General features: G+C 60.7%; 25 protein-coding genes. 8 read left to right on the top strand and 17 right to left on the bottom strand.

The features are described 5' to 3' along the window. Positions 1-3: 3 nt before the first annotated feature. Entirely contained in the window at positions 4-981 is a 978-nt protein-coding gene (locus ACO07N_RS18625; protein ID WP_421982457.1) for a glycosyltransferase, read from the top strand. Positions 982-1,077: 96 nt separating this feature from the next. Here the strand turns inward: ACO07N_RS18625 and ACO07N_RS18620 are convergent, their stop codons facing one another. The 16 genes from ACO07N_RS18620 to ACO07N_RS18545 form a co-directional block, all read right to left on the bottom strand. Further along, entirely contained in the window at positions 1,078-3,216 is a 2,139-nt protein-coding gene (locus ACO07N_RS18620) for a sodium-translocating pyrophosphatase (protein WP_421982456.1), read from the bottom strand. 218 nt (positions 3,217-3,434) lie between these two features. Then, positions 3,435-4,658 (bottom strand): MFS transporter, encoded by a 1,224-nt coding sequence (locus tag ACO07N_RS18615; RefSeq protein WP_421982455.1) that lies wholly within the window; start codon positions 4,656-4,658, stop codon positions 3,435-3,437. 190 nt (positions 4,659-4,848) lie between these two features. After that, positions 4,849-5,847: a thiamine-phosphate kinase gene (gene thiL / locus ACO07N_RS18610; RefSeq protein WP_421982454.1), complete on the bottom strand. Its 999-nt coding sequence runs from the start codon at positions 5,845-5,847 to the stop codon at positions 4,849-4,851. Between the two features lies 1 nt (position 5,848). Then, the gene (nusB, locus tag ACO07N_RS18605; protein ID WP_319386875.1) at positions 5,849-6,367 is read right to left on the bottom strand and encodes a transcription antitermination factor NusB; all 519 of its coding nucleotides are present in this window, start codon (positions 6,365-6,367) and stop codon (positions 5,849-5,851) included. A 5-nt stretch (positions 6,368-6,372) separates the two neighbouring features. Then, on the bottom strand, positions 6,373-6,822 hold the full coding sequence (gene ribH / locus ACO07N_RS18600; protein WP_319386874.1) for a 6,7-dimethyl-8-ribityllumazine synthase: 450 nt from the start codon (positions 6,820-6,822) through the stop codon (positions 6,373-6,375). 147 nt (positions 6,823-6,969) lie between these two features. Continuing rightward, positions 6,970-7,581 (bottom strand): riboflavin synthase, encoded by a 612-nt coding sequence (locus tag ACO07N_RS18595; RefSeq protein WP_421982453.1) that lies wholly within the window; start codon positions 7,579-7,581, stop codon positions 6,970-6,972. A gap of 1 nt (position 7,582) precedes the next feature. Next, the gene (ribD, locus tag ACO07N_RS18590) at positions 7,583-8,707 is read right to left on the bottom strand and encodes a bifunctional diaminohydroxyphosphoribosylaminopyrimidine deaminase/5-amino-6-(5-phosphoribosylamino)uracil reductase RibD (RefSeq protein WP_421982452.1); all 1,125 of its coding nucleotides are present in this window, start codon (positions 8,705-8,707) and stop codon (positions 7,583-7,585) included. 19 nt (positions 8,708-8,726) lie between these two features. Then, the gene (nrdR, locus tag ACO07N_RS18585) at positions 8,727-9,203 is read right to left on the bottom strand and encodes a transcriptional regulator NrdR (RefSeq protein ID WP_421982451.1); all 477 of its coding nucleotides are present in this window, start codon (positions 9,201-9,203) and stop codon (positions 8,727-8,729) included. Between the two features lie 26 nt (positions 9,204-9,229). Beyond that, the gene (gene glyA / locus ACO07N_RS18580) at positions 9,230-10,528 is read right to left on the bottom strand and encodes a serine hydroxymethyltransferase (RefSeq protein ID WP_421984451.1); all 1,299 of its coding nucleotides are present in this window, start codon (positions 10,526-10,528) and stop codon (positions 9,230-9,232) included. Between the two features lie 225 nt (positions 10,529-10,753). After that, positions 10,754-10,981, bottom strand: a complete 228-nt coding sequence (locus tag ACO07N_RS18575; protein WP_421982450.1) for a DUF6898 family protein — start codon at positions 10,979-10,981, stop codon at positions 10,754-10,756. A gap of 367 nt (positions 10,982-11,348) precedes the next feature. Further along, the gene (locus tag ACO07N_RS18570; RefSeq protein ID WP_421982449.1) at positions 11,349-12,668 is read right to left on the bottom strand and encodes a L,D-transpeptidase family protein; all 1,320 of its coding nucleotides are present in this window, start codon (positions 12,666-12,668) and stop codon (positions 11,349-11,351) included. 352 nt (positions 12,669-13,020) lie between these two features. Next, positions 13,021-13,536, bottom strand: coding sequence for a transcriptional regulator LdtR (gene ldtR / locus ACO07N_RS18565; RefSeq protein ID WP_306145182.1), 516 nt, complete (start codon positions 13,534-13,536; stop codon positions 13,021-13,023). A gap of 156 nt (positions 13,537-13,692) precedes the next feature. Beyond that, positions 13,693-14,583 carry a 3-hydroxyisobutyrate dehydrogenase gene (gene mmsB / locus ACO07N_RS18560; protein ID WP_421982448.1) on the bottom strand — a complete coding sequence of 297 codons (891 nt, stop codon included), beginning with the start codon at positions 14,581-14,583 and terminating at the stop codon, positions 13,693-13,695. A gap of 95 nt (positions 14,584-14,678) precedes the next feature. Next, a complete protein-coding gene (locus ACO07N_RS18555) occupies positions 14,679-15,104 on the bottom strand; it encodes a DUF6163 family protein (protein WP_421982447.1) in 426 nt (141 codons plus the stop codon). 18 nt (positions 15,105-15,122) lie between these two features. After that, positions 15,123-16,157 (bottom strand): enoyl-CoA hydratase/isomerase family protein, encoded by a 1,035-nt coding sequence (locus ACO07N_RS18550; RefSeq protein WP_421982446.1) that lies wholly within the window; start codon positions 16,155-16,157, stop codon positions 15,123-15,125. 54 nt (positions 16,158-16,211) lie between these two features. Continuing rightward, on the bottom strand, positions 16,212-17,351 hold the full coding sequence (locus ACO07N_RS18545; protein ID WP_421982445.1) for an acyl-CoA dehydrogenase family protein: 1,140 nt from the start codon (positions 17,349-17,351) through the stop codon (positions 16,212-16,214). A 269-nt stretch (positions 17,352-17,620) separates the two neighbouring features. Here ACO07N_RS18545 and hemB point away from each other — a divergent pair, with 269 nt between their 5' ends. From hemB to ACO07N_RS18530, 3 genes are all read left to right on the top strand, one after another. Next, a complete protein-coding gene (gene hemB / locus ACO07N_RS18540) occupies positions 17,621-18,616 on the top strand; it encodes a porphobilinogen synthase (RefSeq protein ID WP_421984450.1) in 996 nt (331 codons plus the stop codon). After that, a complete protein-coding gene (locus ACO07N_RS18535; RefSeq protein WP_421982444.1) occupies positions 18,613-19,866 on the top strand; it encodes a threonine ammonia-lyase in 1,254 nt (417 codons plus the stop codon). Before hemB ends, ACO07N_RS18535 begins: the two co-directional genes overlap by 4 nt. Before the next feature lie 111 nt (positions 19,867-19,977). After that, the gene (locus ACO07N_RS18530) at positions 19,978-20,496 is read left to right on the top strand and encodes an RDD family protein (protein ID WP_421982443.1); all 519 of its coding nucleotides are present in this window, start codon (positions 19,978-19,980) and stop codon (positions 20,494-20,496) included. A 53-nt stretch (positions 20,497-20,549) separates the two neighbouring features. Here the strand turns inward: ACO07N_RS18530 and ACO07N_RS18525 are convergent, their stop codons facing one another. Further along, positions 20,550-21,035 (bottom strand): TspO/MBR family protein, encoded by a 486-nt coding sequence (locus tag ACO07N_RS18525; RefSeq protein ID WP_421982442.1) that lies wholly within the window; start codon positions 21,033-21,035, stop codon positions 20,550-20,552. Between the two features lie 265 nt (positions 21,036-21,300). Between ACO07N_RS18525 and ACO07N_RS18520 the strand changes: the two genes are divergently transcribed. The 4 genes from ACO07N_RS18520 to ACO07N_RS18505 all read left to right on the top strand — a co-directional run bounded on the left by ACO07N_RS18520 (position 21,301) and on the right by ACO07N_RS18505 (position 24,820). Further along, the gene (locus ACO07N_RS18520; RefSeq protein WP_421982441.1) at positions 21,301-22,452 is read left to right on the top strand and encodes an ABC transporter substrate-binding protein; all 1,152 of its coding nucleotides are present in this window, start codon (positions 21,301-21,303) and stop codon (positions 22,450-22,452) included. 61 nt (positions 22,453-22,513) lie between these two features. Beyond that, complete coding sequence (locus tag ACO07N_RS18515) at positions 22,514-23,587, top strand: FecCD family ABC transporter permease (protein WP_421982440.1); 1,074 nt, start codon at positions 22,514-22,516, stop codon at positions 23,585-23,587. Beyond that, positions 23,584-24,357, top strand: coding sequence for an ABC transporter ATP-binding protein (locus ACO07N_RS18510; protein ID WP_421982439.1), 774 nt, complete (start codon positions 23,584-23,586; stop codon positions 24,355-24,357). The genes ACO07N_RS18515 and ACO07N_RS18510 overlap by 4 nt, the downstream gene beginning before the upstream one ends. Beyond that, positions 24,341-24,820 (top strand): pseudoazurin, encoded by a 480-nt coding sequence (locus ACO07N_RS18505; RefSeq protein ID WP_421982438.1) that lies wholly within the window; start codon positions 24,341-24,343, stop codon positions 24,818-24,820. Before ACO07N_RS18510 ends, ACO07N_RS18505 begins: the two co-directional genes overlap by 17 nt.

Here is a 24,820-nt window from a genome sequence, read left to right as displayed (position 1 = left end):
TTGATGATCCCGACGGACGCCCGCATCATTATCGTCACACCGGTCTACGAAGACTTTGAGGCCAGCAGCCGGCTGTTCCAGGAGCTGCAGGCAGAACTCGGTGACAGTGTCTATATCGTTGCCGTCGACGACGGCTCGGTCAAACAGCCGCTTGATACCTCAAGCATGGATCAGGCAGGCGCCAGGGGAACCGTCCTGAAGCTGAGACGCAATGTCGGCCACCAGAAGGCGATCGCGATCGGCGTCGGGTATGTTTCAACGCATATCAGCGAGAACCAGTTGGTGGTGGTGATGGATTCCGACGGAGAGGATCTCCCGTCTTCCATACCGAAACTGCTGAGCGTGCTCAGCAAGGACGATGTCGACGTCGTCGTTGCACGGCGCAAGAGCCGCTTCGAGACGATGCGCTTCAAGACCTTCTACAAGATCTACAAACGCCTGTTCCGCATCATCACGGGCCGGACGATCAGCTTCGGCAACTTCATGGCGATGAAGCCGATGGGCGTCAAACGGCTGGCGGCCATGCCGGAGCTGTCGATCCATGTTGCCTCCGCGGTTCTCGCGTCCAAGCTCCGGATTGCGACCTGCCCCCAGGACCGCGGTCCGCGCTATGCCGGCCAGTCGAAGATGAACTTCGTCGGCCTGGCGCTCCATGGCTTCAAGGGCATGATGGTCTTCGCCGAGGACGTTCTGGTGCGCGTCGGCATCGCTTCGGCAATCGTTGCGGCGCTGTGTGTCGTTTTCGGATCGACGGCCGTCATCCTGAAGACCATCGGCTATTCGACGCCCGGCTGGGCATCGGTCGTGCTCGGCATCATGATCCTCATGTTCCTGCAGACCGGTGTGCTTGCGCTCATGACCCTCATGCTCACCGGGGTCGTCCGCAGCGGAACGGTCACGTCGGAACTCGACTACCAGGATTTCATCGATGAAATCCTGGTCAGCCGGCAAATCTCGCCCCAGAGCAAAATCGTTTCCTGACCCATCCAAAAAAGAAACGGCGGGCCTCCTGAGAGACCCGCCGCTTTTTGTTTCGGCAGAAGCGTTCCCGCTCGCCGGGCGAGCGGAAGATTTCCGTCAGTGTGCCAGGATCGCCAGGAGCAAGAGCGCCATGATGTTGGTGATCTTGATCATCGGGTTCACCGCGGGACCGGCCGTGTCCTTGTAGGGATCGCCGACCGTATCGCCCGTGACGGACGCCTTGTGCGCTTCGCCGCCCTTTTCGTGGGTGACGCCGTCCTTGTCGGTAAAGCCGTCCTCGAAGGACTTCTTGGCGTTGTCCCAGGCACCGCCGCCTGCCGTCATCGAGATGGCCACGAAGAGGCCGGTCACAATCACGCCGAGCAGCATGGCGCCGAGCGCGGCGAACGCATCCGCCGGCGTGGCGACCGCGCGAACGACGTAGAACACGACGATCGGCGACAGGACCGGCAGCAGCGAGGGTATGATCATCTCGCGGATCGCGGCCTTGGTCAGCATGTCCACGGCGCGCCCGTAGTCCGGACGCTCCGTGCCCTCCATGATGCCCGGCTTTTCCTTGAACTGGCGGCGGACTTCCTCCACCACCGCGCCGGCAGCGCGGCCGACGGCCGTCATGGAGATACCGCCGAAGAGATACGGCAGCAGTCCGCCGAACAGCAATCCGGCGACGACATAGGGGTTGGAGAGCGTGAACAGCGTGTCCACGTTGATGCCCGCGAAGATCGATCCTTCCTCAGCCGTGCTGGAGAAGTATTTCAGATCCTCCGTGTAGGCCGCGAACAGCACGAGTGCACCCAGGCCTGCGGAACCGATCGCGTAGCCCTTGGTGACGGCCTTGGTCGTGTTCCCGACCGCATCGAGCGCATCCGTTGTCGTGCGCACTTCTGCGGGAAGATCCGCCATTTCCGCGATACCGCCCGCGTTGTCGGTGACCGGTCCGAAGGCATCAAGCGCCACGACCATTCCGGCAAGGGCAAGCATCGTTGTCACCGCGATCGCGATGCCGAACAATCCGGCAAAGCTGTAGGTCACCAGGATACCGGCGATGATGATGATCGCCGGAAGCGCTGTCGCCTCCAGAGAAACCGCGAGACCCTGGATCACGTTGGTGCCGTGACCGGTGACAGAGGCCTGGGCGATCGATTTCACCGGACGGTATTCCGTCCCGGTGTAATACTCCGTCACCCAGATGATGAGTCCGGTCACAATAAGGCCGACAATACCGCACACGAACAGGTCGAAACCGGTGAAGGTGGCTCCGCCGGACGTGGTGTACTCGGTGCCGGATCCCAGCCAGCCGAAGACAATCACGGCCAGGGCAACAGCCGACAGCACAGATGTCGCGATAAAGCCCTTGTAGAGCGCGCCCATGATCGAGTTGTTTTCGCCGAGCTTGACGAAAAAGGTGCCGATGATCGACGTCACGACGCAGCTTGCACCGATCAGAAGCGGCAGCAGCATCAGGTCGGTCGCGGCTTCGCCGGTGAAGAAGATCGATGCCAGAACCATGGTTGCCACCACGGTCACCGCGTAGGTTTCGAACAGGTCGGCCGCCATGCCTGCACAGTCGCCGACATTGTCGCCGACGTTGTCGGCAATCGTTGCCGGATTGCGCGGATCATCCTCCGGGATACCCGCTTCGACCTTGCCGACAAGGTCACCACCGACGTCGGCGCCCTTGGTGAAGATACCACCGCCAAGACGTGCGAAGATCGAGATCAGGGAGGCACCGAAGCCCAATGAGACAAGTGCATCGATCACCGTCCGGTCCGTCGCCTCGTATCCCATCATGCCTGTCAGTATGGCGTAATAGACAGCGACACCCAGCAGCGCCAGGCCCGCAACCAAAAGGCCGGTGACGGCACCGGCCTTGAAGGCGATTTCCAGCCCGGCGCCAAGGCTCTGGCTCGCGGCCTGCGCCGTGCGCACATTGGCACGAACCGAGACCATCATGCCGATATAACCGGCAGCTCCTGAAAGGACGGCCCCGATGGCAAAACCGATTGCCGCGGGCCCGGACAGCAGTATCCACGCGAGCACGAAAACAACCGCGCCGACGATGGCGATGGTTGTGTACTGCCTGTTGAGATAGGCGCTGGCCCCTTCCTGAATCGCTCCGGCGATTTCCTGCATGCGGGCATTTCCCGCGTCCGCCGCCATGACGGACTGGATCGCCCACGCGCCATACGCAATGGACAAGAGGCCACAAACAACAATGATGACAAGCTCGATCATACTTCCTCCCAGAACTGCGGCGGATACTTGTTATCGTTGTTTTTGCCGCCAGATCGCGCCCCGCACAGATTCCTCAGCGTGAGGCGCGCACACGATAGCAACAAAGCGGAGCGTTTCGTCAAGCTCTCACATCGTTTAATTTCACTCTTCCGTTGCGACAAGATTTGTTGCAGTGCAGTATTTTTGCTGCACCGACGAAAGAGATTCAGGAAGGTACTTTAAGCGGTTGTAACTGCTTTTCTTTCAGCCAGGACCAGCCAGACAAGTAATCCGATGCAAAGCACAACAAACGGAAAAACGAGAACATTGACCGTTTCCCATCCGAAGGCGTTGAGAAGCGCTCCGGAGGAAAACGAGGCCGCGGCGACAAAACCGAACACCAGAAAATCGTTCACGGCCTGAACCATGTTGCGTTCCTCCGGACGGTAGGTATCGGTCAGCATGGCCGTGGCACCTATGAAACCGAAGTTCCAGCCCAGTCCGAGCAGGACCAGCGCAGTCCAGAAATGCGCCAGCTCAATCCCCATCAGGGCAACGACCGAACAGCCGGCAAGAAGGCTCAGACCGATTGAAACGATCCGTTCCTTGCCGAACCGTGCAATGAGGCTGCCCGTGAAGAAACTCGGCCCGAACATGGCCAGCACGTGCCACTGGATGCCGAGCGCCGCGTCTGTCTCCGACAGGCCGCAGGCGATCATGGCAAGCGGCGTCGCGGTCATGACGAGGCTCATCAGGGCGTAGGAACAGATGCCGCAGGCAGCCGCGACGATGAACCTGGGTTGCGCCATGATCGTTCGAAGCGGCCGTCCGCCTGCTTTCGTGCTGCTTTGAACCGGCGGCTTCGGTATCCTGATGAAGGCGAGCAGAAAGAGAGACACAAGCGCCAGTCCGGCCTGCGCCAGATAGGTGCCGGCGAACATGATCGGCGCGAACATGTCCTTTGTCGCGATCACTGTCTGGGGACCGACGATGCCTGCCAACACGCCGCCGGCCAGAACCCAGGAGATCGCCTTGGGTTTGAACGCATCGCTCGCAGTGTCCGCGGCGGTGAAACGGTATTGCTGCACGAAAGCCCCGGCGAAGCCGCCCATCGAGCAGGCCAGCGAAAACAAGAGGAAGTTGTCCCGGAACACCGCGAACGACGCAAGCAGTCCGGAAAGCACCCCGAGAATCGCCGCGCCGGTGAAGCCTGCCCTGCGGCCGAACCGGCGCATGATCATTCCGGCCGGGATCGTCCCGAACGCGGTTCCCAGGACCATTGCGGACACGGGCAGTGTGGCGAGGGACTTGTCCTGGTCGAGCATCATGTAGCCGACCAGCGGCCCCGTCGCGATCACGATCGACGCCGATGCCCCGCCAAGAGCCTGTGCCAGCGACAGCAAAAGGGCGTTGCGTTTGGCCAGGTGATCATCAACGAAGTATTCCGGCTGCGCGGTGGTCATGCATCAAGTCTCTGGATTGTCCGGTTGCGGCATGGAAGGAAACAAGGCGAACGGGTAACACGGTCCGATCCGCTGGTAAAACGCTCGTACGGTGAATTTGAAGTTCGCATCATTGCTTAAGCAGTCTCCGAAGCGAGCTTCAGATTCAGGTGACTAGCGGACAACATGCGTCGACATGGCGTCCCGCTACTCAGAAATGCGTGAATCCGCCGTCGTCGCGCCAGGCTGATATCGTCCCGTCTTCACGGCAGTTTACAGTCCCCCGGCCGTCTACGACAGCTCCGATTGCCGTTACCGGACACCCGGCTGCCGCGGCCCGGGTCTGAAACGCGGGTGCTCCGGCCACGGGGACGGCCGCCAGAATTTCATAGTCGTCGCCGCCGTTCAGGCAAGCTTTATAGGCGTCACCGGATGTCGATTGCAGCTGCTGCAAGGCCGGCGAAACGGGAATTCGCGCAAGCTCTATTTCCAGATCCACGCCGGAAGCGGCTGCCATATGCGCGCTGTCCGCAAACAGACCGTCGGAAATGTCCATCGAAGCCGACGCAAATTCGGTCAGGAGATCGCTCAAGGCTAACCGGGGCCTCGGGATGAGGTACCTGTCGAGCAGATGACGTTCCTGCGCGTCCGTCAGCTTGTTTTCTGTGGAGAACAGCTTGTTGAGGCGTATCTTGAGGCCGGCGGCCGCATCGCCGATCGTGCCCGTGACGAAGAGGACATCGCCCGGTTTCGCACCTGAGCGCCGGACCGTCCGGCCGGCCGTAACCTGGCCGATCGCGGTAATGGAAACCTGCAGGCCGTTGCCGGAGCGTATCGTGTCTCCGCCGAGCAGCCGGACGTCGAAAGCCGATTGATCCGCCGCCAGTCCGGCGCAGAACCGCTCAAGCCAGGCCTCTGTCCAGTCGGAGGGCAACGCCAGGCCGAGGAGGTAGCCGCGCGGCCGGGCGCCCTTGGCCGCAAGGTCCGAGAGATTCACCCTGAGCGCCTTTGACGCGATTGCCTCAGGCGCATCGTCCTTGAAGAAATGCACGTCGGCTGCAAGCACATCCTTCGTCAGGACCAAGTCGTATCCGGCTTCCGGCACGAACACCGCGGCATCATCGGTCAGTCCCAGACTGCCCGGATCGGAAGCCAGCGGCGCGAAAAACTGCTTGATCAGTTCGAATTCGCCGGGACGGTCCTTCGACATGTCAGGAGGCGCCGTCCGCCTTGCCGCTGTCGAGTTCCGCGTTGCGCAGTTCGTGTGCGAGCCGATCCAGGACGCCGTTCACGAGGCCCGGTTCATCGTCCTCGAAAAAGGCTTTCGCCACGTCGATATATTCGGAGATTATCACTTTGGCGGGGACGTCCTTGCGGCGCAGAAGCTCGTAGGAGCCCGACCGGAGGATCGCACGCAACAGGCTGTCGATGCGCTTCAGCGGCCACCCCTCGGTCAGCGCAGTGTGGATGTAGGGATCCAGAAACTTCTGGTCCTCGACAACCCCGGCGACGATCTGCTTGAACCACTGTTCATCGGCATCGCGATACTGCGCCCCGTCTATCTCCTTGCCGAGCCGGAACGCGGTAAACTCGCTGACGACGCTTGTGAGCGGCGCACCGCCGACGTCCATCTGGTACAGGGCCTGGACGGCGGCAAGCCGCGCAACACCGCGCTTGTTGGCGGGGCGCACGGTCTTTTCAGGTTGGTCCAGGTCGGCCTTGCCGGTCATTCTTCCTACACTCCAAGGCGTTCGCGCAACGCGATCATGTCGAGGGCTGCCCGCGCCGCGGCACCGCCCTTGTTCTTGTCCCCGACCTTCGCACGCGCCCAGGCCTGTTCATCGTTCTCGACGGTCAGGATGCCGTTTCCGACGGCAAGATCGGCGTCAACGATCAGATCCATGATAACCCGGTTGGATTCGTTCGCGACGATGTCGTAGTGCGTGGTCTCGCCGCGGATGACCACACCAAGCAGAACGAAACCGTCATACAGAACGCCGTCACTTTCCATCGCCGTCATCGTCATGGAAAGCGCCGCCGGAATTTCGAGCACCCCGGGAACGGCGATGCGGTCGTAGCTCGCACCGGCAGCCTCAATTTCCTTGATGGCTCCCTCGGCAAGCGCGTCGGCCAGATCGTCATAGAACCGGGCTTCGATGATCAACAGTTTCGATGCAGCGCTCATGGGTCAGTCTATCCTAAATGGGGCGGCGACAGGAACCACGTCTGTCACGTCTTGTCCAGCGTCAATCGTGCAATGCAGCCAGAACCGGACGACATGCGCGCAGCCGGACCAGCGATGGCGTGTTCCTGCGATAGGTTGGAACGTCCCCTACCCGTTCTTGCCGAATTCCGCAAGTCGCGCGGCGTAGCGGGCCATCATGTCGACTTCCAGATTGATCCCGTCGCCGACGTGGCGGTCCGACCAGGTCGTGACTTCGAGCGTGTGGGGGATCAGGAACACGGAGAAAAGACAGCCGTCAACCTCGTTGACGGTGAGCGAGGTGCCATCGAGCGCAACGGATCCCTTCTTTGCGATAAATGGCGCCGCGTCCTCGGGCACGTCGAACTGGAAGTAGACAGAGTCGGGATGATCTTCCCGCTTGACGACGCGCGCTATGCCGTCGACATGGCCCAGAACCAGGTGTCCGCCCAGTTCTGCTCCAAGCGTGAGGGACCGTTCCAGATTGAGTTTCTGGCCTTCTCGCCAGTCGGAAACGGTCGTAAGGGCAAGAGTTTCGGCGGCCGACTCCACTTCGAACCAGTTTCCGCCCGCCTCATTCGCCTTCCGCGTGACCGTGTGGCAAACGCCGGAGCAGGAAATCGACGCCCCGATGTCGAAGGATTGCGTGTCATAGGACGTCCGAATCCGCGTCCGCTTGCCGGCCGGGATGTCGGAAATGGCAATGATTTCGCCCATGTCGGTCACTATGCCGGTAAACATGTCAGCCTCCACGGCGTCTGAGATATACGAAACGGTCCTGGTCGAACGCGCCGGTATCGACCCGCTCGAATTTGGGGTCTGCAAGCACATCTTCAAGCGCAAGGTCCCGCAGCGCCGGGATTCCGCCCTCACCGATCTCCAGATTTCCTGTAACGACACACAGGTCGTCGACAAGGTTTGCCTCCAGGAAAGACGACGCCATGCGCGCGCCTCCCTCGACCATCACCCGGGTAATGCCCCTTGTTGCGAGCGCGCTCAACACCACTCCCGGATCGATGGAGCAGTCCCCGGCCGGCACCCGGATCACGTTGACACCTGCGGCGGCCAGCAGCTCGATCTTGTCCGCGTCGGCGTCGTTGCCGCAGACAAGCCACACCGGAACGTCAACACAGGTGCGGACGAGTTTCGATTCCAGCGGCAGGCGTGCACACCGGTCCACGATCACGCGCACCGGCGAGCGCTGTGCGAGCCCCGGCAATCGGCATGTCAATTGCGGATCATCGGCAAGCGCGGTTCCGGTTCCGACGAGTATGGCGTCGTACTCGGCACGGAACCCGTGCACCTTGCGCATCGACAAGGGGCCCGAAATCTTGACCTGTCCCTCGCCGGAGCGGCCGATAAAGCCGTCTTTCGACACAGCCAGTTTCAGGAAGACATGCGGCCGCTGCCTGAGCTGGCGGAGGGTGAAACCGTTGTAGAGATCCCTCATCTGCTTTTCACGCACGCCGACAACGACTTCAACGCCTGCATCGCGCAACATGTTCACGCCTCGTCCGGCGACACGCGGATTGGGATCCGGCATCCCGATGACCACACGCGAGACCCCGGCTTCGATGAGTGCCAGGGAACACGGCGGTGTGCGGCCATAATGGGAGCACGGCTCAAGCGTGACATAGCAGGTGGCGCCGCGCGCGCGGTCGCCGGCGTTCCTGAGCGCATTCACTTCGGCATGTGCCATGCCCGGCCGGGACGTGACGCCTCGGCCTACAAGTATCGGTCCGCCCTGCTCTACCCTGACGATCAGGGCGGCCACGGAAGGGTTCGGCCAGACGCGTCCCAGTCCGCGGCGGGCAAGACGTTCGGCCGCGGCCATGAACCGCGTATCGGTCGTGGTTACACAAGACATGTCAATCAAATCGCAAAGATCATTGGTCTTTTAGTGGCGCGTTCTCTGAATCGCTGAGTTCGTCCAGGAGCGCTTCAAAATCTTTGGCTTCTCGGAAATTTCTGTAGACAGAGGCAAACCGGACATAAGCGACATCATCGATGCCCTTCAGCCCCTCCATGACGTGATTGCCGATGGTCTCGGCGGTAATTTCAGTTTCGCCGGAGCTTTCAAGCTGCCGCACGATGCCGCTGACCATGCGTTCGATGCGATCGGGATCTACGGGTCGCTTGCGCACCGCAATCTGGACGGACCGCATCAGCTTCTCGCGGTCGAACGTCACACGGCGACCGGACCGTTTCAGGACCATGAGTTCACGCAATTGAACCCGCTCGAATGTCGTGAAACGGCCGCCGCAGGTGTTACAGATCCTGCGGCGGCGAATGGTCGTGTTGTCCTCGGTCGGACGGGAATCCTTGACCTGGGTTTCCTCGCCACCGCAAAACGGACATCTCATTTCTCAAAGCTCCTGACCGGGCCGGATTATCCCCCGTAGATCGGGAACCGGGCCGTCAGTGCTTCTACCTTGGCTTTGACCGCTGCTTCAACTGCCGCATTGCCCTCTTCACTGTTTGCGGCCTTCAAACCATCCAACACTTCCGTGATCAGAGCGGCAACTTCCCTGAATTCGGCAACACCGAAGCCGCGCGTGGTGGCCGCAGGTGTGCCGAGCCGGATGCCCGATGTCACGAATGGCTTTTCCGGATCGAAGGGAATGCCGTTCTTGTTGCAGGTGATGTTCGCGCGCCCGAGCGCCTTTTCCGCCGCCTTGCCGGTGGCATTCTTCGGGCGAAGATCGACAAGCATGGAGTGGTTGTCCGTTCCACCGGAAACGATATCCAGGCCCTGTTCCTTCAAGGCTTCGGAAAGCGCCTTGGCATTGTCGACAACCGCGCGGGCATAGGCCTTGAATTCGGGCTGCAGCGCTTCCTTGAAGGCGACCGCCTTCGCCGCGATGACGTGCATCAGCGGGCCGCCCTGCAGTCCCGGGAACACTGCCGAGTTGATTTTCTTGGCGATTGCCTCGTCATTTGTCAGGATCAGGCCGCCGCGCGGACCACGCAGCGACTTGTGCGTCGTGCTGGTGACAACGTGGGCATGCGGCACCGGAGACGGATGCACACCGCCCGCCACAAGGCCGGCAATATGCGCCATGTCAACCATCAGGTAGGCACCGATGCTGTCGGCGATCTCGCGGAATTTCGCCCAGTCCCAGAACCGCGAATAGGCCGTGCCGCCCGCAACGATGAGCTTGGGCTTGTGTTCGGTCGCAAGGCGCTCGACCTCTTCCATGTCCAGACGGTGGTCATCCTTGCGCACGCCATAGGACACGACGTTGAACCATTTTCCGGACATGTTCACCGGTGAGCCATGCGTCAGGTGCCCGCCCGAATTGAGATCGAGACCCATGAAGGTGTCGCCTGGCTGCAGGAGCGCGAGGAACACCGCCTGGTTCATCTGGCTGCCGGAGTTCGGCTGGACGTTGGCAAACTGGCAACCGAACAGTTCCTTGGCACGTTCGATGGCGAGTGTTTCGGCAACATCCGCGAATTCACAACCGCCGTAGTAGCGCTTGCCCGGATAGCCTTCGGCGTACTTGTTGGTGAAAATCGATCCCTGGGCTTCCAGAACCGCGCGGGACACGATGTTCTCCGAAGCGATCAGTTCGATCTCGTGGCGCTGGCGTCCCAGCTCCTGCTGAACGGTTCCGAAAATATCGGGATCAACTTCGGCAAGGGTACTTGTGAAGAAACCGGAATGAGTCTGCCCGGAGCTTTCCATCAAAGACATCGCACTTTCCCTGTATTCGTTTGACGAGGAACCAGGCCCCGGCCCTTACCCAACCGGGCAAGGCCAGGCCGCGTGGCCAACATGGCGCGAGGAAGTAACACAGCCCCCCTGCAGAACCAAGGGGCATACCGACGCGGCCAGTTGGGAAAACGACAGATGACCCTCTCGAAAGCCTTCGCCTGCGCGGATTTCCGGCGTTCGACGGCAAAGTTTCCGTCAATACAGGGACGGGTCCCGTGCCGTGCCGTCGCGATCGGCGATCTGGCTGATCCGGCGCATCAGTTTCCGGACCGCAACGCGCTGCAGGTCTTCCTGGGCCGTCGTTGCGGGTCCGAACGTGGAGACTTCAATGCCGGTTGCAGCATCGATCGCGGTGACCTTCACCTGCCGGCCGATCGGATGAAACTCGAGATAGATCTCGCCTGGCCGCGGCTCGCGACTCATCTGGCATCTCCCTGCTGCAGTCGTCTCCTAAAAGCCACGAAACGCCGGCCTTATCAAGACCGGCGTTTCGTACCCACACAACTGTCAAGCGCTGAAAAACCTAGGGTACGGACTCATAAATGAATTCAATTTGGTTTGGATCGTTTTGACCAGCTGCGAGGAGCGAAAGCGCAGGAAATGTGGTTCATTTTCAAGCCTTTCGCGACGTGGCAGATGGCCAAAACGGCCAAATCCGAAGGACGGCAAAATGGCTTCACCTCGCAACGTCACCGCGCTTGACCGGGCATAAAGCCCGCTCTGCGCACACTTCCTCGCGAGATTTTTGCCATTTCTGCCGCCAAATCGGCTTCATTTATGGGTCCGTACCCTAGAGGCGCGCCTGTGTTTCGGTGGCAAGGACATCATCCCTGGCATAGATGTCGTCGCGGAAATGGACGACGCCGTCCGCATTGGCCCACGCGGTCACGTAGGTCATGTAAAGCGGTATCGACTTTTTCAGCTTCACGTCCTCGCGCTCGCCTGTCCGGATGACCGAATCCACGCGCGTGCGGTTCCAGTCCGGTGTCGTCGACTGGAGCATCCAGGTGACAAGCTCACGGACGTTCTGGACGCGGACGCATCCGGAAGAATGGAAACGCTGGCTCTCGCCGAACAGCGTCTTGGACGGTGTATCGTGCAGATACACCTGGTGTTTGTTGTGGAAATTGATCCGGACCGAGCCCAGCGAGTTTTCCGCGCCCGGGTCCTGGGTAAAGCGATATTGCGTCGCTTCATCCGTATTCCAGTCGATCTGCTGCCAGGCAAGCTCGTTGCCGCTCCAGTCGAAGATACGGATGTTGTTCTTTGACAGGTACTCCGGATCTTCCTTCATCTTCGGAATGAGATCCTTGCGGATGATCGAGACCGGGACCGTCCAGTAAGGATTGAAGTTCAGCTCGTAGATCTTGCTGTTCAGGATCGGCGTCTGCCGGTCGATCTTGCCGACCACGGCCGTGTGGCGCGAGCGAACCCTGCCGTTTTCAACGGCTTCGATCTCCGCTGCCGGAATGTTCACCATCACGTAGCGGTCGCCGAGGAAACCCGACATGGAGCGCATGCGCACCAGGTTGGTTTCGAGCTGGCCCAGCCGGACGTGGGCCGGGACGTTGAGCGCCTGGACGGTGTCGTTGCCCATGACACCATCGGGGATCAGCCCGTGGCGCAGCTGGAACCGGCGCAGCGCTGCTTCAACGTAGGAATCGAATGCGTCGGACAATCCGGCCTGCTGTTCCAGGTCGCCGGATGCGATCAGACGGCGGCGCAATTCGACAACGCGCGGATCCTTTGCGCCGATGCGGAGCGCCTTGCCGCCGCCGGTCACCGTTCCCCAGCCGCCGGCCTGAACGATGCGCTGGTAGCGGTCGATCGCGACAGCGATATAGTCGGCTGTTTCCGGGGACAGGGTCGGCGCGGAGGAATTCACCTCGGTGATGTTTTCAGTGGCGATATCGAAGTTATCGGTCCATTCGACATTCTGCCGGTTCTGCTGCAGCGACTGCAAAGCCGTCTGTGCACTTGCCGGGCCGCCATGTGCCAGCAAAGCGCCTATTCCAAGGGCGCACACGCCCAGGAACGACTTCCCGGCACGCCACGCGGCAAAACCCTCTTTTCCGGACTGGCCGACCTTCATGTGCATCGCCAACTTCATTTGCAACGCCCTACGCCTTCAGATCTCGTGGTATTGAAGCGGGCCAGTAAAACAGCTCCGGCTTCCTGTTCCAAAACAAATTTCTATTCGGCAGAGGTTAATAAATCGCTTGAATTTTTAACCATGCTGCCGCCTTGAGCGCTGAACAAAGCCATTCTTTTGTGACCACAAGATGTCACCGAACAGCCGCAGCACACAAAATACGGGCGATCTCAGTCGTTTTCAGACGAGCTGTGCCCAGACCATCGGATAAGAAGAAAAGGAAAGGAATAAAAGCCACAAATGCGTGAAGACCCAAAACAAAAGCACCGCCCGGTGGGCGGTGCTTTGTCATCCGGATATGCCGCTTGAATCAGAGCCGGTAGAGAATCTGGTCGGTCCAGAAGCGTTCGAGGCGGCGAAGCGACTTGTTGAGTGCAACAAAGTCCTCGGCACCGATCTCGCCAACCTGCTCGACGGACAGGATGTGCCGCTCATAAAGATCGTTGACGATCTTGGCGACTTCCTGGCCCTTGTCGGTCAGGCTGACACGCACAGACCGGCGGTCCATACGGGAACGCTGGTGGTGGATGTATCCGGTCTCGACCAGTTTCTTCAGGTTATAGGACACGTTCGATCCGAGGTAGTAGCCGCGTGTACGCAACTCACCGGCAGTGAGCTCCGCGTCACCGATGTTGAACAGCAGCAGAGCCTGCACGCTGTTGACATCGGAACGACCCATACGGTCGAATTCATCCTTGATGACGTCCAGAAGACGCCGATGCAGTCTTTCGACAAGAGTCAGAGCTTCAAGGTAAAGTGGCTTGATTTCCACTTCGTCCGCTTCGCTCGGTGAAACAGCGTCGACTGCCCTACTTGCGGTGATCATGTGTTTGCGCCTCTTATAGTACCTGTTGATGGGCGGATATCTTCCCGCCTTGACACTCAATCTAACCGAGTGTTTCTAAAATCCGCTTAAGAGACACGCTGAATCGTTCGTTAACGTTTGAACCGCTTTTGAGCACCCTGTTTCATCTTTTGTTAATCACGTTCCGCGCAGGAAATTCACGATACCTGAGAAGTCCTTAGCATCTCCCCCTGAGTTACAATACAGCGCATAGAGCGCCGCGGCCTCGGCTCCGAGAGGGGTTGCCGCGCCTGCGGAGCTGGACGCCTCCTGGGCGAGCTTCAGATCCTTGAGCATCATCGCCGCGGCAAATCCCGGCTGGTAATCCCGGTTGGCCGGCGAGGACGGCAAAGGACCCGGTACCGGACAATAGGATGTCAGAGACCAGCACTGGCCGGACGCCGTTGAAGAGATGTCGAACAGCTTCTGCGCATCCAGTCCCAGTTTTTCGGCGAGCACGAATGCCTCGCTCACGGCAATCATGGAAATGCCGAGGATCATGTTGTTGCAGATCTTTGCCGCCTGGCCGTTGCCGGCACCGCCGGCATGCACGATCGTCTTGCCCATGATGTCGAGAAACGGTCTGGCGGACGCGAACGCGTCCTCGGAGCCGCCGACCATGAATGTCAGCGTGCCGGCCGTGGCGCCGCCGACGCCGCCGGAAACCGGTGCATCCACCATCGGCATGTTCTTCCCTGCCGCAGCTGCCGAAACCGCCCTGGCACTGTCGACGTCGATGGTCGAGGAATCGATCAGGAGCGTTCCGGCCTTCGCATTGTCCAGAATGCCGCCCTCAGCCTGGTAGATCTGGCGGACATGTTTGCCCGCCGGCAGCATCGTGACGATGACATCCGCTTCGCCGGCAAGGTCTGCAACGCCGTCCGCCTTTTCACCGCCGGCCTCGACAAACGCACTCACCGCTGCTTCCGAAAGGTCGAACCCGAGGACCCTGTGCCCGGCCTTGACGAGATTGACGGCCATGGGCCCACCCATGTTTCCCAGACCGATGAAACCGATTGTGCTTGTCATATCGTCTCTCCCAGATGCATTCCGCCTTGTTCCAGAGTCGGTTGGGCGGGTTTCCTTATGATTTGAGTCAGCTGATCGGCCGTCGCAGGCGTCGGTCACCCGGTTGCCGTTGCCACCCGGTTTTCCTTGTGCATGAGATAGGCCAGCGCCGCGTAGATCGCGATCGTGATCAGATAGAAGGTGATCTCGTAGGGCCGGCGGCCATAGAGATCCGCAAAGGCCGTGTGCATCAGGATCTGGCAGAAACACCTGAATATCCACATCACCGTTCCCCAGGAAACGGTCAGCCAGAGACCGGTCGCGGCAACCAGGTCCAGCACGGCAAAGAAGACGGTCGCTCCTTGCAGGGCGATCGGCATGTCCCAGAAAAAATTGCCATGCCACTCGACGATGCCGATGATGCGCGCCCAGTAGATGACGCCCCCGCCCATGAGAATCAGCGCGATGCAGCGCAGATAGAGGATCAGGATCGTGCTCCACGGAGGGCGGGCGTCAATGAGGTCCTGGAAGCTTGTGATCATGTGCGATCCGATTGGGCCTTAGAAAAGAAGATCTCCGTCAGACGGTTCTTCGAAATACGACGCCAGCCCGGCCCTGTCCACTTGTGCGAGCTGATTAGGCTGCCATTTCGGAGACTGGTCCTTGTCGACCACGACAGCGCGGATGCCCTCGAAGAAATCCTCACCCTTCAGGATCTGCGAGACGATCCGGTATTCCAGCTTCATGCAGTCGTTGAAGGTCAGGGCCGCGCCACGCTTCATCTGCTCGAAGGCAATCAGGACGCTGGTCGGTGACTTTCCCCGGATCGCGGAAGCGGTCTTTTGTGCAAACTCGTCGCCGACGGCGTCAAGACGGCCGAGAATCTCTTCGACGGAAGAGGCCGAGAACGCATGTTTGATCAGTTCTGCATTCTTTTCCACGGGTCCCGCTTCAGGAGACACCAGAAAACGCTCCAGCGTCGCGTCAACATCGTCTGTCGATTCGAGTGCTGTCTGCAGATCCGTGAGGTTTTCCTGCGCGGCGGCGTGGGTCAGGACACCGCAAGCGAGCGCGTCCGCCTGCTTCAGCCTTCCGGCAGACAGCGCGCAATAGACGCCGGTCTTGCGCGGCATGCGCGGCAGAAAATACGTGCCGCCCACATCCGGGAAGAACCCGATCCCGGTTTCCGGCATCGAAAACAGCGTGTTTTCGGTTCCGACGCGATGGCTTCCGTGCACGGACACACCGACACCGCCACCCATGACAATGCCGTCGATCAGCGCGATGTAGGGCTTCGGATAGGCCTTGATATAGGCGTTCAGCGTGTACTCGTCCCGGAAGAAGGTCTTCAGACCGTCGAGTTCACCGGCACGCCCGGCATCGTAGATGCTGCGGATGTCGCCTCCGGCGCAAAAGGCCTTGCCGCCTGCGCCCCGTATAACCACGTGGCAGACTGCGGGATCGTCCGCCCAGCGTTCCAGCTGCGAGGCCAGCGCCCTGACCTTGTCATGTGTCAGTGCGTTGAGCGCCTTCGGCCTGTTCAGGGTCACGAACCCCGCCTTGCCGCGCACCTCGAACAGGATCTCGTCGTTCATTGAATTGCCTTGTGGAATGCGAGTCGTTTCAATGGGTAAAAGGAGAGGCTTCGCTCAGTCCTTCAGCAAATGGCGCGCAATGATCAGGCGCATGACCTCGTTGGTTCCCTCCAGGATCTGGTGCACCCTGACATCGCGGAAAAAACGTTCGATCGGATAGTCGCGCAGATAGCCATATCCGCCGTGAAGCTGCAACGCCTCGTTGACGACCTTGAACCCGGTGTCCGTCGCCAGCCGTTTGGCCATGGCCGCCAGCCTTGTCGCTTCGTGGGACTTAGCATCCACGGCAGCCGCCGCCTTGTGGAGCAGCAGGCGTGCGGCTTCCAGCTCGGTCGCCATATCGGCCAGCCGGAATTGCAGGGCCTGAAAATCGGCGATCGGCCTGCCGAACTGCTTGCGCTCCTTCATGTAGTCCAGCGCGTGATCCAGACAGGCCTGCGCGGCACCGAGTGAACAGGCTCCGATATTGAGACGTCCGCCATCCAGTGCGGACATGGCGATCTTGAAGCCCTGCCCTTCCTCACCGACGAGATTCGATTTCGGAACGCGGCAATCCTGGAAATTGACCTGTGCGGTCGGCTGGCTCTTCCAGCCGAGCTTGACTTCGTTGGCTCCGAAACTCAGGCCGGGAGTTCCCTTTTCGACGAGAAGACAGGAAACGCCCGCGGGGCCCTCGCCGCCCGTGCGAACCATGACGGCGTAAAGATCGCTCACTCCCCCGCCGGAAATGAAGGCCTTGGAGCCATTGAGAATGTAGTGGTCGCCATCGTCCCTTGCGCTGGTGCGCAGGCTCGCGGCATCGGACCCGGAGCCCGGCTCGGTCAGGCAGTAGCTCGTCAGGAGTTCCATCGTGCAGAGCCTGGGCAGGAATTTCTGCCGCAGCGCGTCGGACGCATATGTGTCGATGATCCAGGCGACCATGTTGTGAATGGACAGATAGGCCGCGGTCGATGTGCAGCCCTTGGAGAGCTCCTCGAAGATCAGCGCCGCATCAAGGCGTGCGAGCGCGGACCCGCCCACGTCTTCCTTCACATAAATCCCGCCGAACCCAAGTTCGGCCGCCTTGCGCAGGGTCGGAACCGGAAAAATGCTGTCCTCGTCCCACTCCTTTGCATAGGGGGCAAGCTCCTCCCTTGAGAAGCTGGCCGCCATATCCTGAAAAGCGCGCTGATCTTCGTTCGGTGCAAAGTCCACGTCGTTCCTCCCAACTGAGCCTCACCCGGCGAAGGTGACAGCCATCCGTTTTCCGCTGCGGCTGATGCACTAAACCATATTTGACGCAAACGTCAAACAATCTCTTTTTCGTTATTATTTTCAGTTATTTTACAGAATGTTGGAATGCGTCAATCTGCGTGATAGATTGCGCCATAACATCCGGCACAATGTGCATTGTCCTTCCGAAACCCGAGTCCGAACCCGCCATGACGTCCCAAAAGCCGCTCCCCCCGATTACGTCAGATCACATGGACACCCTGCTGGCAGGCACCCGCATGCGGCGCAACCGGCAGACCGACTGGTCCCGGCGTCTGGTGCGTGAAAACACGCTCACGGTGGACGATCTCATCTGGCCGATCTTCCTTGTGGACGGTGAAAATGTCCGGCAACCCGTCGCCTCCATGCCGGATGTCGTCCGCCTGTCCGTGGACGAAGCCGTCCGTGAGGCAACGCGTGCAGCAGAGCTCGGCATTCCCGCGCTTGCGCTGTTTCCCTACACGGATCCGGATCTGCGCGACGATAGCGGCAGCGAGGCACTCAACGCCGACAACCTGACCTGCCGCGCGCTGCGCGCCATCAAGGCGGAAGGACTGAACACCGGTCTGATGACCGATGTCGCGCTCGACCCCTATACCAGCCACGGACACGATGGGTTGATGGAGGGCGATACGATCCTCAACGACGAGACCGTCGACCAGTTGTGCCGCCAGGCGCTTGTGCAGGCGGAGGCCGGCTCGGACGTCATCGCGCCGTCCGACATGATGGACGGCCGCATCGGCGCCATCCGCCAGGCGCTCGACAGCCAGGGCCATCGCGGCACCCAGATCATGGCCTATTCCGCCAAATATGCTTCCGCATTCTACGGACCTTTCCGGGATGCGGTGGGATCGTCAGGAACGCTCAAGGGTGACAAGCGCACCTACCAGATGGATCCGGCGAATACGGACGAGGCACTTCGGGAAGCGGAGCTGGACATCACCGAGGGTGCGGACATGGTCATGGTCAAACCTGGCCTGCCCTATCTCGACATTGTCCGGCGCATCAAGGATGAGTTCCAGGTCCCGACCTACGCCTATCAGGTGTCGGGGGAATACGCGATGATCAAGGCAGCCAGCGCCAATGGCTGGCTCGACGGTGATCGCGCGATGCTGGAAAGCCTGCTGGCGTTCAAGCGCGCGGGTGCAGACGGGATCCTGACCTATTTCGCCCCCAAGGTTGCCGCGATGCTGGCCGGGCGCACATGACGTCCGTTGCCGGTCCGGATGACCACTCGCAAGTTACCTTCGAAAGCATTCAGGCAGCGGCAAACCTCATAAAAGGTGCTGTTCTGAAGACACCGTGCCTCCCGGCACCGCGCCTGTCGCAGCTCACAGGTGCGGATGTTTTCGTCAAATACGAGAACATGCAGGTAACCGGCGCCTTCAAGGAACGTGGGGCGCTGGTCAAACTGTCTAGTCTGAGCGCCGATGAAAAACACCGCGGCGTCATTGCGGTGTCGGCGGGCAACCATGCGCAAGGGGTCGCCTACCACGCCGGCCGCCTCGGCATTCCGGCCACGATCGTGATGCCGGTGCTGACGCCTTTCGTGAAGATTTCCGCCACGCGCGGCTATGGCGCGGAGGTGATCCTGGCGGGCAACACGCTCGCGGAGGCCAAGGAAGAGGCCGACAGGCTGGCCGCAGAGAAGGATCTGGTCTGGGTTCACCCCTATGACGACGCCCATGTCATTCACGGACAGGGCACGATTGCGATCGAAATGCTGGAGGCACACCCCGATCTTGATGTGATCGTTGTGCCAGTCGGCGGCGGTGGGCTGATCGCCGGGATCGCGACGGCCGCGAAGGCCCTGAAACCAACGGTCGAAGTCATCGGTGTCGAAACCACGCTCTATCCCGGCATGTGGGGTGCGTTCTACGGCAAGGAGGTCGTTTGCGAAGGCGCGACCATTGCCGAGGGGATTGCGGTGCGCGACATCGGCGTTCTGACGACCGAGGTCGTCAAAAGAACCGTCGACGACGTGGTTCTGGTGTCCGAAAGCAGCATCGAGCGTTCGATCAATGCCTATCTGACCTTGCAGCGGACGATTGCCGAAGGCGCCGGTGCTGCCGGTCTGGCAGCCCTCCTGTCGGACCGTGAGCGCTTCGAAGGCAGAAAGGTCGGTCTTGTTCTGTGCGGTGGCAACATCGATCCGCGTCTTCTTTCCAAGATCGTGGTCCGGGAACTTGCCCGGGACGGCAAGCTCGTCTCCATCCGGATCGACACGCCCGACCGGCCCGGAACCTTGGGCGAGATCGCGACCGTGATCGGCGACATGCAGGGCAATGTCGTCGACGTCGAGCACCACAGGCTGTTTTTGAACGTGCCTGCAAAGGGCGCGACGCTCGATGTTTCCTTCGAAGCGTTCGACCGGGACCATGGCGAGCGGATCGTCGCAGCCCTTCGGGACCGCGGGTTTGTTGTCCGTTATCTGGAAATCGGCGAGCGCATGGGATAATGCGGAAGCGGGCCGCAGGCTCGCGGCGTCCCGCGACTTCAGCCCCGCTGAATTTGCGTTTTGCGGCGTGAATGCCCACATGAGGCTCATCACAATTCAAGGAGCCGCTTAATGTCCGCCGAGACTTCGACCGACCATGTTCGCGAAGACGTTTTTGATCCCGCCCTGCATCCGGAACTGTTTTCCGGCGTGCGCAGCCGCCGGATCTTCGCGTTCTTCATCGACGTGATCGTGATCGCTCTCATAACCTTCGGGGCCGGCATTCTCGTGTTCTTCCTGGGCGTTTTCACGCTTGGGCTCGGGTTCCTGCTCTACGGTATCCTGCCGGCAGCGGTCGCGCTCCTCTACGTGGCCTTCACGCTCGGCGGGCCGCAGGCCTCGACGCTTGGAATGCGCGCCATGGGCCTGGAAATGCGCCTCTGGTACGGCGCAAAGCCCTACCCCCTGCTCGCCGCCGTCCATGCGCTGCTGTTCTGGTTCTCGGTTTCGCTGCTGACCCCGCTGGTGCTGCTAGTGTCGCTGTTCTCGGACCGCAAGCGCCTGCTCCACGACATGATCCTCGGGGTCGTCGTCGTGAACTCGGCGTATCATCAGCAGTATGTGGACGTACGGTTTCAGGCGTCGCACTGATAGATCCGTTCAGGACAGCCGGAAGCCAATCCGGCCTCTGGCCTTCAGAGAGGTCAATTCAGCAGTGCAAGGGACAGATTGAGCAGACCGGCAAATCCGACCCAGGCCAGATAGGGACAGAACAGGAGCGCGGCAGTCCTGTCCGGCTGCCACCGGTTGGCGATGAAGAGACCGATCGCGGCCAACATTCCAAGAAGGATCGCCAGCGCGAACCACAGCTGGTGAAAGACGAAAAAGACCGGTGACCACGCCCAGTTCAGCACCATCTGGGTCACCCAGAGCTTCATGGCCGCCGAGCGGGGCGCCTGCCTGAATGTCCGCCAGCCGGCAACGGCGATAAACAGGTAAAGCAAGGTCCAGACCGGTCCGAAGATCCAGTTCGGCGGATTGAAGGACGGCTTCAGAAGGGTCTCGTACCAGTCGCCCGGTGCCGACTGCGTGCCGATGAAAGTTCCCATCCCCAGAACGACCACGACGAAGGCCATCAGCGTCACAATTGCGCTTGGCGTATTCATCTTCAGCGGCGATGCGGTCGTCATGGCATAAAGTGCTTTCCTGTTTCCGGGCTTCAGCTTTTCACGGTGCAGGCCTGATGACCAGACCCCTTCGTTTCCGTTGCCATGTTCCCTGTCCGGCTTCGATTATTCCCGTGCCCGGCGTTCGCGGACGCCATGACATTTTCGCTGATCTTTCCGCACTCTACCGAGACACGAACAACAAAAAAGAAAAAACCTGAATATTTGAGTCGACTTTAATTGCTGAGTTTGTTATTGCTGCAGCGCAATCTAACTAACGGAAAACGCTATGACTTTCTTCAAACGCGTCGGCGCACTGACGTGCGCGTTCGTGGCTGGTTCCCTATTGGCCGCGCCCTTCTCAACTGCTCTGGCCGAGGCCCTCACCTTCACCGATATTGCCGGCCGCGAAGTTACTCTGCCTGAGATGCCGGACAAGATCATTCTGGGCGAAGGCCGGATGATGTACGGTATTGCGCCGCTCATCGATGGCAATCCGTTCGAAAAGATCGTGGGCTGGAAAAGCGATCTTGTGCAGTACGATCCGGATGCGTTCCGCAAGTACCAGGGCGCGTTTCCGGAAGATACGGCGCGGATGATCGACTTCGGCAACCCCTACGCCGGTGATTTTTCCATCGAAGCCGTCCTTGAAGCGGAAACCGACCTTGTGCTGCTCGATGTCGGCAACCTCTTCAAGGCCGAAGAGACCGCTCTGATCGAGAAGCTCGGCAACGCGGGCGTGCAGGTCGCTTTCATCGACTTCCGCCGCAATGCGACCGAGAACGCCGTTCCGTCCATGCTGATCCTCGGCCGGATCTTCGGCGAAGAGAAGCGCGCGGCGGAGTTCATCGATTTCTACATCGCCCAGATGCGCAAGGTGACGAATGTCGTCGATACGATCCCGGCTGCAGACAGACCGCTCGTGGTGGTCGAGAATGCCGCCGGATGGCAGACCGATTTCTGCTGCTGGTCATTCGGCCCGTATAACTACGGCCGCTTCGTCGAACTTGCCGGCGGCAAGAATTACGGATCGACGCTCGCAAACGCCTACAGGGTTGACCTCAGCCTGGAGGGGATCATCGAGGCGGATCCGGATGTCGTTTTCGGCACCGGCGCGAACTGGAAGGAAGCGCGCCCGGAAGTGGCATCGACGCTCCTCGGTTATGACGGCGACCCGGAAGTGAATGGCGACCGCCTCGCCGCGCTGGCCGCACGCCCAGGCTTTGCCGATCTGCGCGCCGTCAAGGAGGGCCGCTTCCACTCGATCTATCACCAGTTTTACAACTCGCCCTACCATTTCATCGCGGTCCAGGTTCTGGCGAAATGGCTGCACCCCGAAGACTTTGAGGATCTTGATCCCGAGGCGACGTTCAAGGAACTGCATGACCGGTTCCTGCCGTACGAACCGTCCGGGCAGTTCTGGATCACCCTGAAAAACTAGGCCTTCTTTCCCGCGCACCTCCGCTCCAACGCGCAGCGGGGGTGCGCGCACCGGATCTGACATGTCTGACAGCACACTCGTATCGGGCAACGCCCTGGCGCTGGTGCGCGCCTACAAACTCCGCCACCTGCGGCGGGTCCTGCTCATCTGTTCCGCCTTTCTCCTGCTGGCCGGCCTCGTCGTCATCGACATTACGACCGGCCCGGCCGATCTCTCCATCTGGCGCACGATCCAGGTCATTCTGGACCGCTCCGTCGCCACGCCCAAGGAAGATGTCGTCATCTGGCAACTGCGCCTGCCGGTTGCCCTCATGGCCGTTGCAGTCGGCGCGATGCTGGGCGTTGCGGGCGCGGAGATGCAGACCATCCTGAACAATCCGCTCGCTGATCCGTTCACGCTCGGCCTCAGTTCGGCGGCCGGCTTCGGTGCCGCCCTTGCCATCGTGCTCGGCTGGTCCGTGATCCCCGGCGTCGGTGGTCTGTTCGTTTCGGTCAACGCCTTCGTGTTCGCCATGCTGACCTCCTGCGCGCTCTTTGTCTTCACGCGGCTGCGCGGGGTCACGCCGGAGGCCATGATTCTGGTCGGGATCGCCATGCTGTTCACGTTCAACGCGCTGCTGGCGTTCCTGCAGTATGGCGCGTCGGAAATTCAGCTTGCTCAACTGATCTTCTGGCAACTGGGCTCGCTGGCGCGGGCGACGTGGGGCAAGGTCGGCATCTGTTTTGCCATCCTCTTGCTGATGTTGCCCTGGTTCATGAGCCGGTCCTGGGCCCTCACTGCGCTGCGCATGGGAGAGGACAAGGCGGCCGCGCTCGGCGTCAATGTCGGCCTGTTGCGGATCACGGTTCTGGCCGGCGTCTCGCTGCTCGCAGCCGTCGCCGTTTCCTTCGTCGGGGCGATCGCCTTTGTCGGCCTTGTCGGCCCGCACATCGCGCGCATGATCGTCGGCGAGGATCAGCGCGGTTTTCTGCCTCTTTCCGCCCTGTGCGGCGCGCTCATCCTGTCCGGAACATCGATCGCGTCCAAGGCAATCACGCCGGGCATCGTCTACCCGATCGGGATGATCACGTCGCTGATCGGCATTCCATTCTTCCTCCTCCTGATCCTGGGGCAACGCAAGAGGCACTGGCAATGACTGCGCTCACCGCAAGAGGTCTCTCGTTTTCCTACGGATCCCGGCGGATCTTCGATGACGTCGACCTGGACCCGATCTCGCCCGGCAGGCTGACCGCCCTCATCGGCCCCAATGCCGCCGGTAAATCGACGCTGTTCCGATTGATCGCGGGTCTGCTGAAGACCGAACGCGGCCAGGTGCATCTTGGCAATGCCGACCTCGCCACCCTTTCCACGCGGGCACGCCTGGAACGTGTCTGTTTCATGCCGCAGTTCTTTACAGCCAATGCCGCCCTCACCGTTTTCGACGTCGTCATGATGGCCCACAAGCAGCTAAAGGGATGGCGCGTGAACGAGGCTGACATGATCGCCGTCGGCACGGCATTGCAGGCCGCCGGCATCGGGCACCTCTCGGAAGCCTATGTCAGCGAACTCTCGGGCGGTCAGTCGCAAATGGTCTCCGTGACCCAGGCCTTGATCAGGAAGTCGGATGTCTATCTTTTCGACGAGCCGACATCCGCGCTCGACCTGCGCCACCAGCTCGAGGTACTCGGCCGGATAAGATCGGCGATAGTGCAACGCGGTGCGATCGGCGTCGTAGCCCTTCATGATCTCAACCTTGCCGCGCGCTTTGCCGACCATCTGATCCTGCTTGGCGAAGGCCGGATCCTTGCCCAGGGATCGCCAGCCGAGGTGCTGCAGGCCGATGCAATATCAAACACCTACGGGGTCGCGATCGAAACGTCGAAAGGCCCCAGAGAGGAGCTTATCGTCCATGCTTACGCGCCGTGAATTTATTCTTTCGGCGGCAGCGATGGCCGGAACCGGATCGGCTCTCGCCTGCCCCGCCCCTGCATCCTCAGGCGAAGAACACGGCGTGCTCATGCTCAATGCGGCCTGCGGTGACCCGGACACGCCCAATGTCTTTGAGCCGGCAATCCTTCGGATCAACCCCGGCGACAGCGTTACATTCGTACCGACGCATGCGGGCCACAACTCGGCGTCCAAGCGCGGCATGATCCCGGACGGCGCAGCGCCCTGGAACGGTGCCGTCGACGAAACCCTGACCGTCGAATTCACCGTCCCGGGCATCTATGGACACATCTGCGTTCCCCATTACGAGTGGGGGATGGTGGGCCTGATCGTCGTCGGAAACGACCTCTCGAATCTGAAATCAGTGAAGAAAATCAGGCACCCCGGCAGCGCTCGCCAGGTGTTCCGCGCGCTCCTGAAAGACCTGGAAGCAAAGGCATAG

This window comes from Roseibium sp. (assembly GCF_965229775.1).
Classification (GTDB): Bacteria; Pseudomonadota; Alphaproteobacteria; order Rhizobiales; family Stappiaceae; genus Roseibium.
The sequence above is the reverse complement of the archived record's forward strand: the minus strand, read 5'-3'. Positions and strand labels throughout refer to the sequence as shown.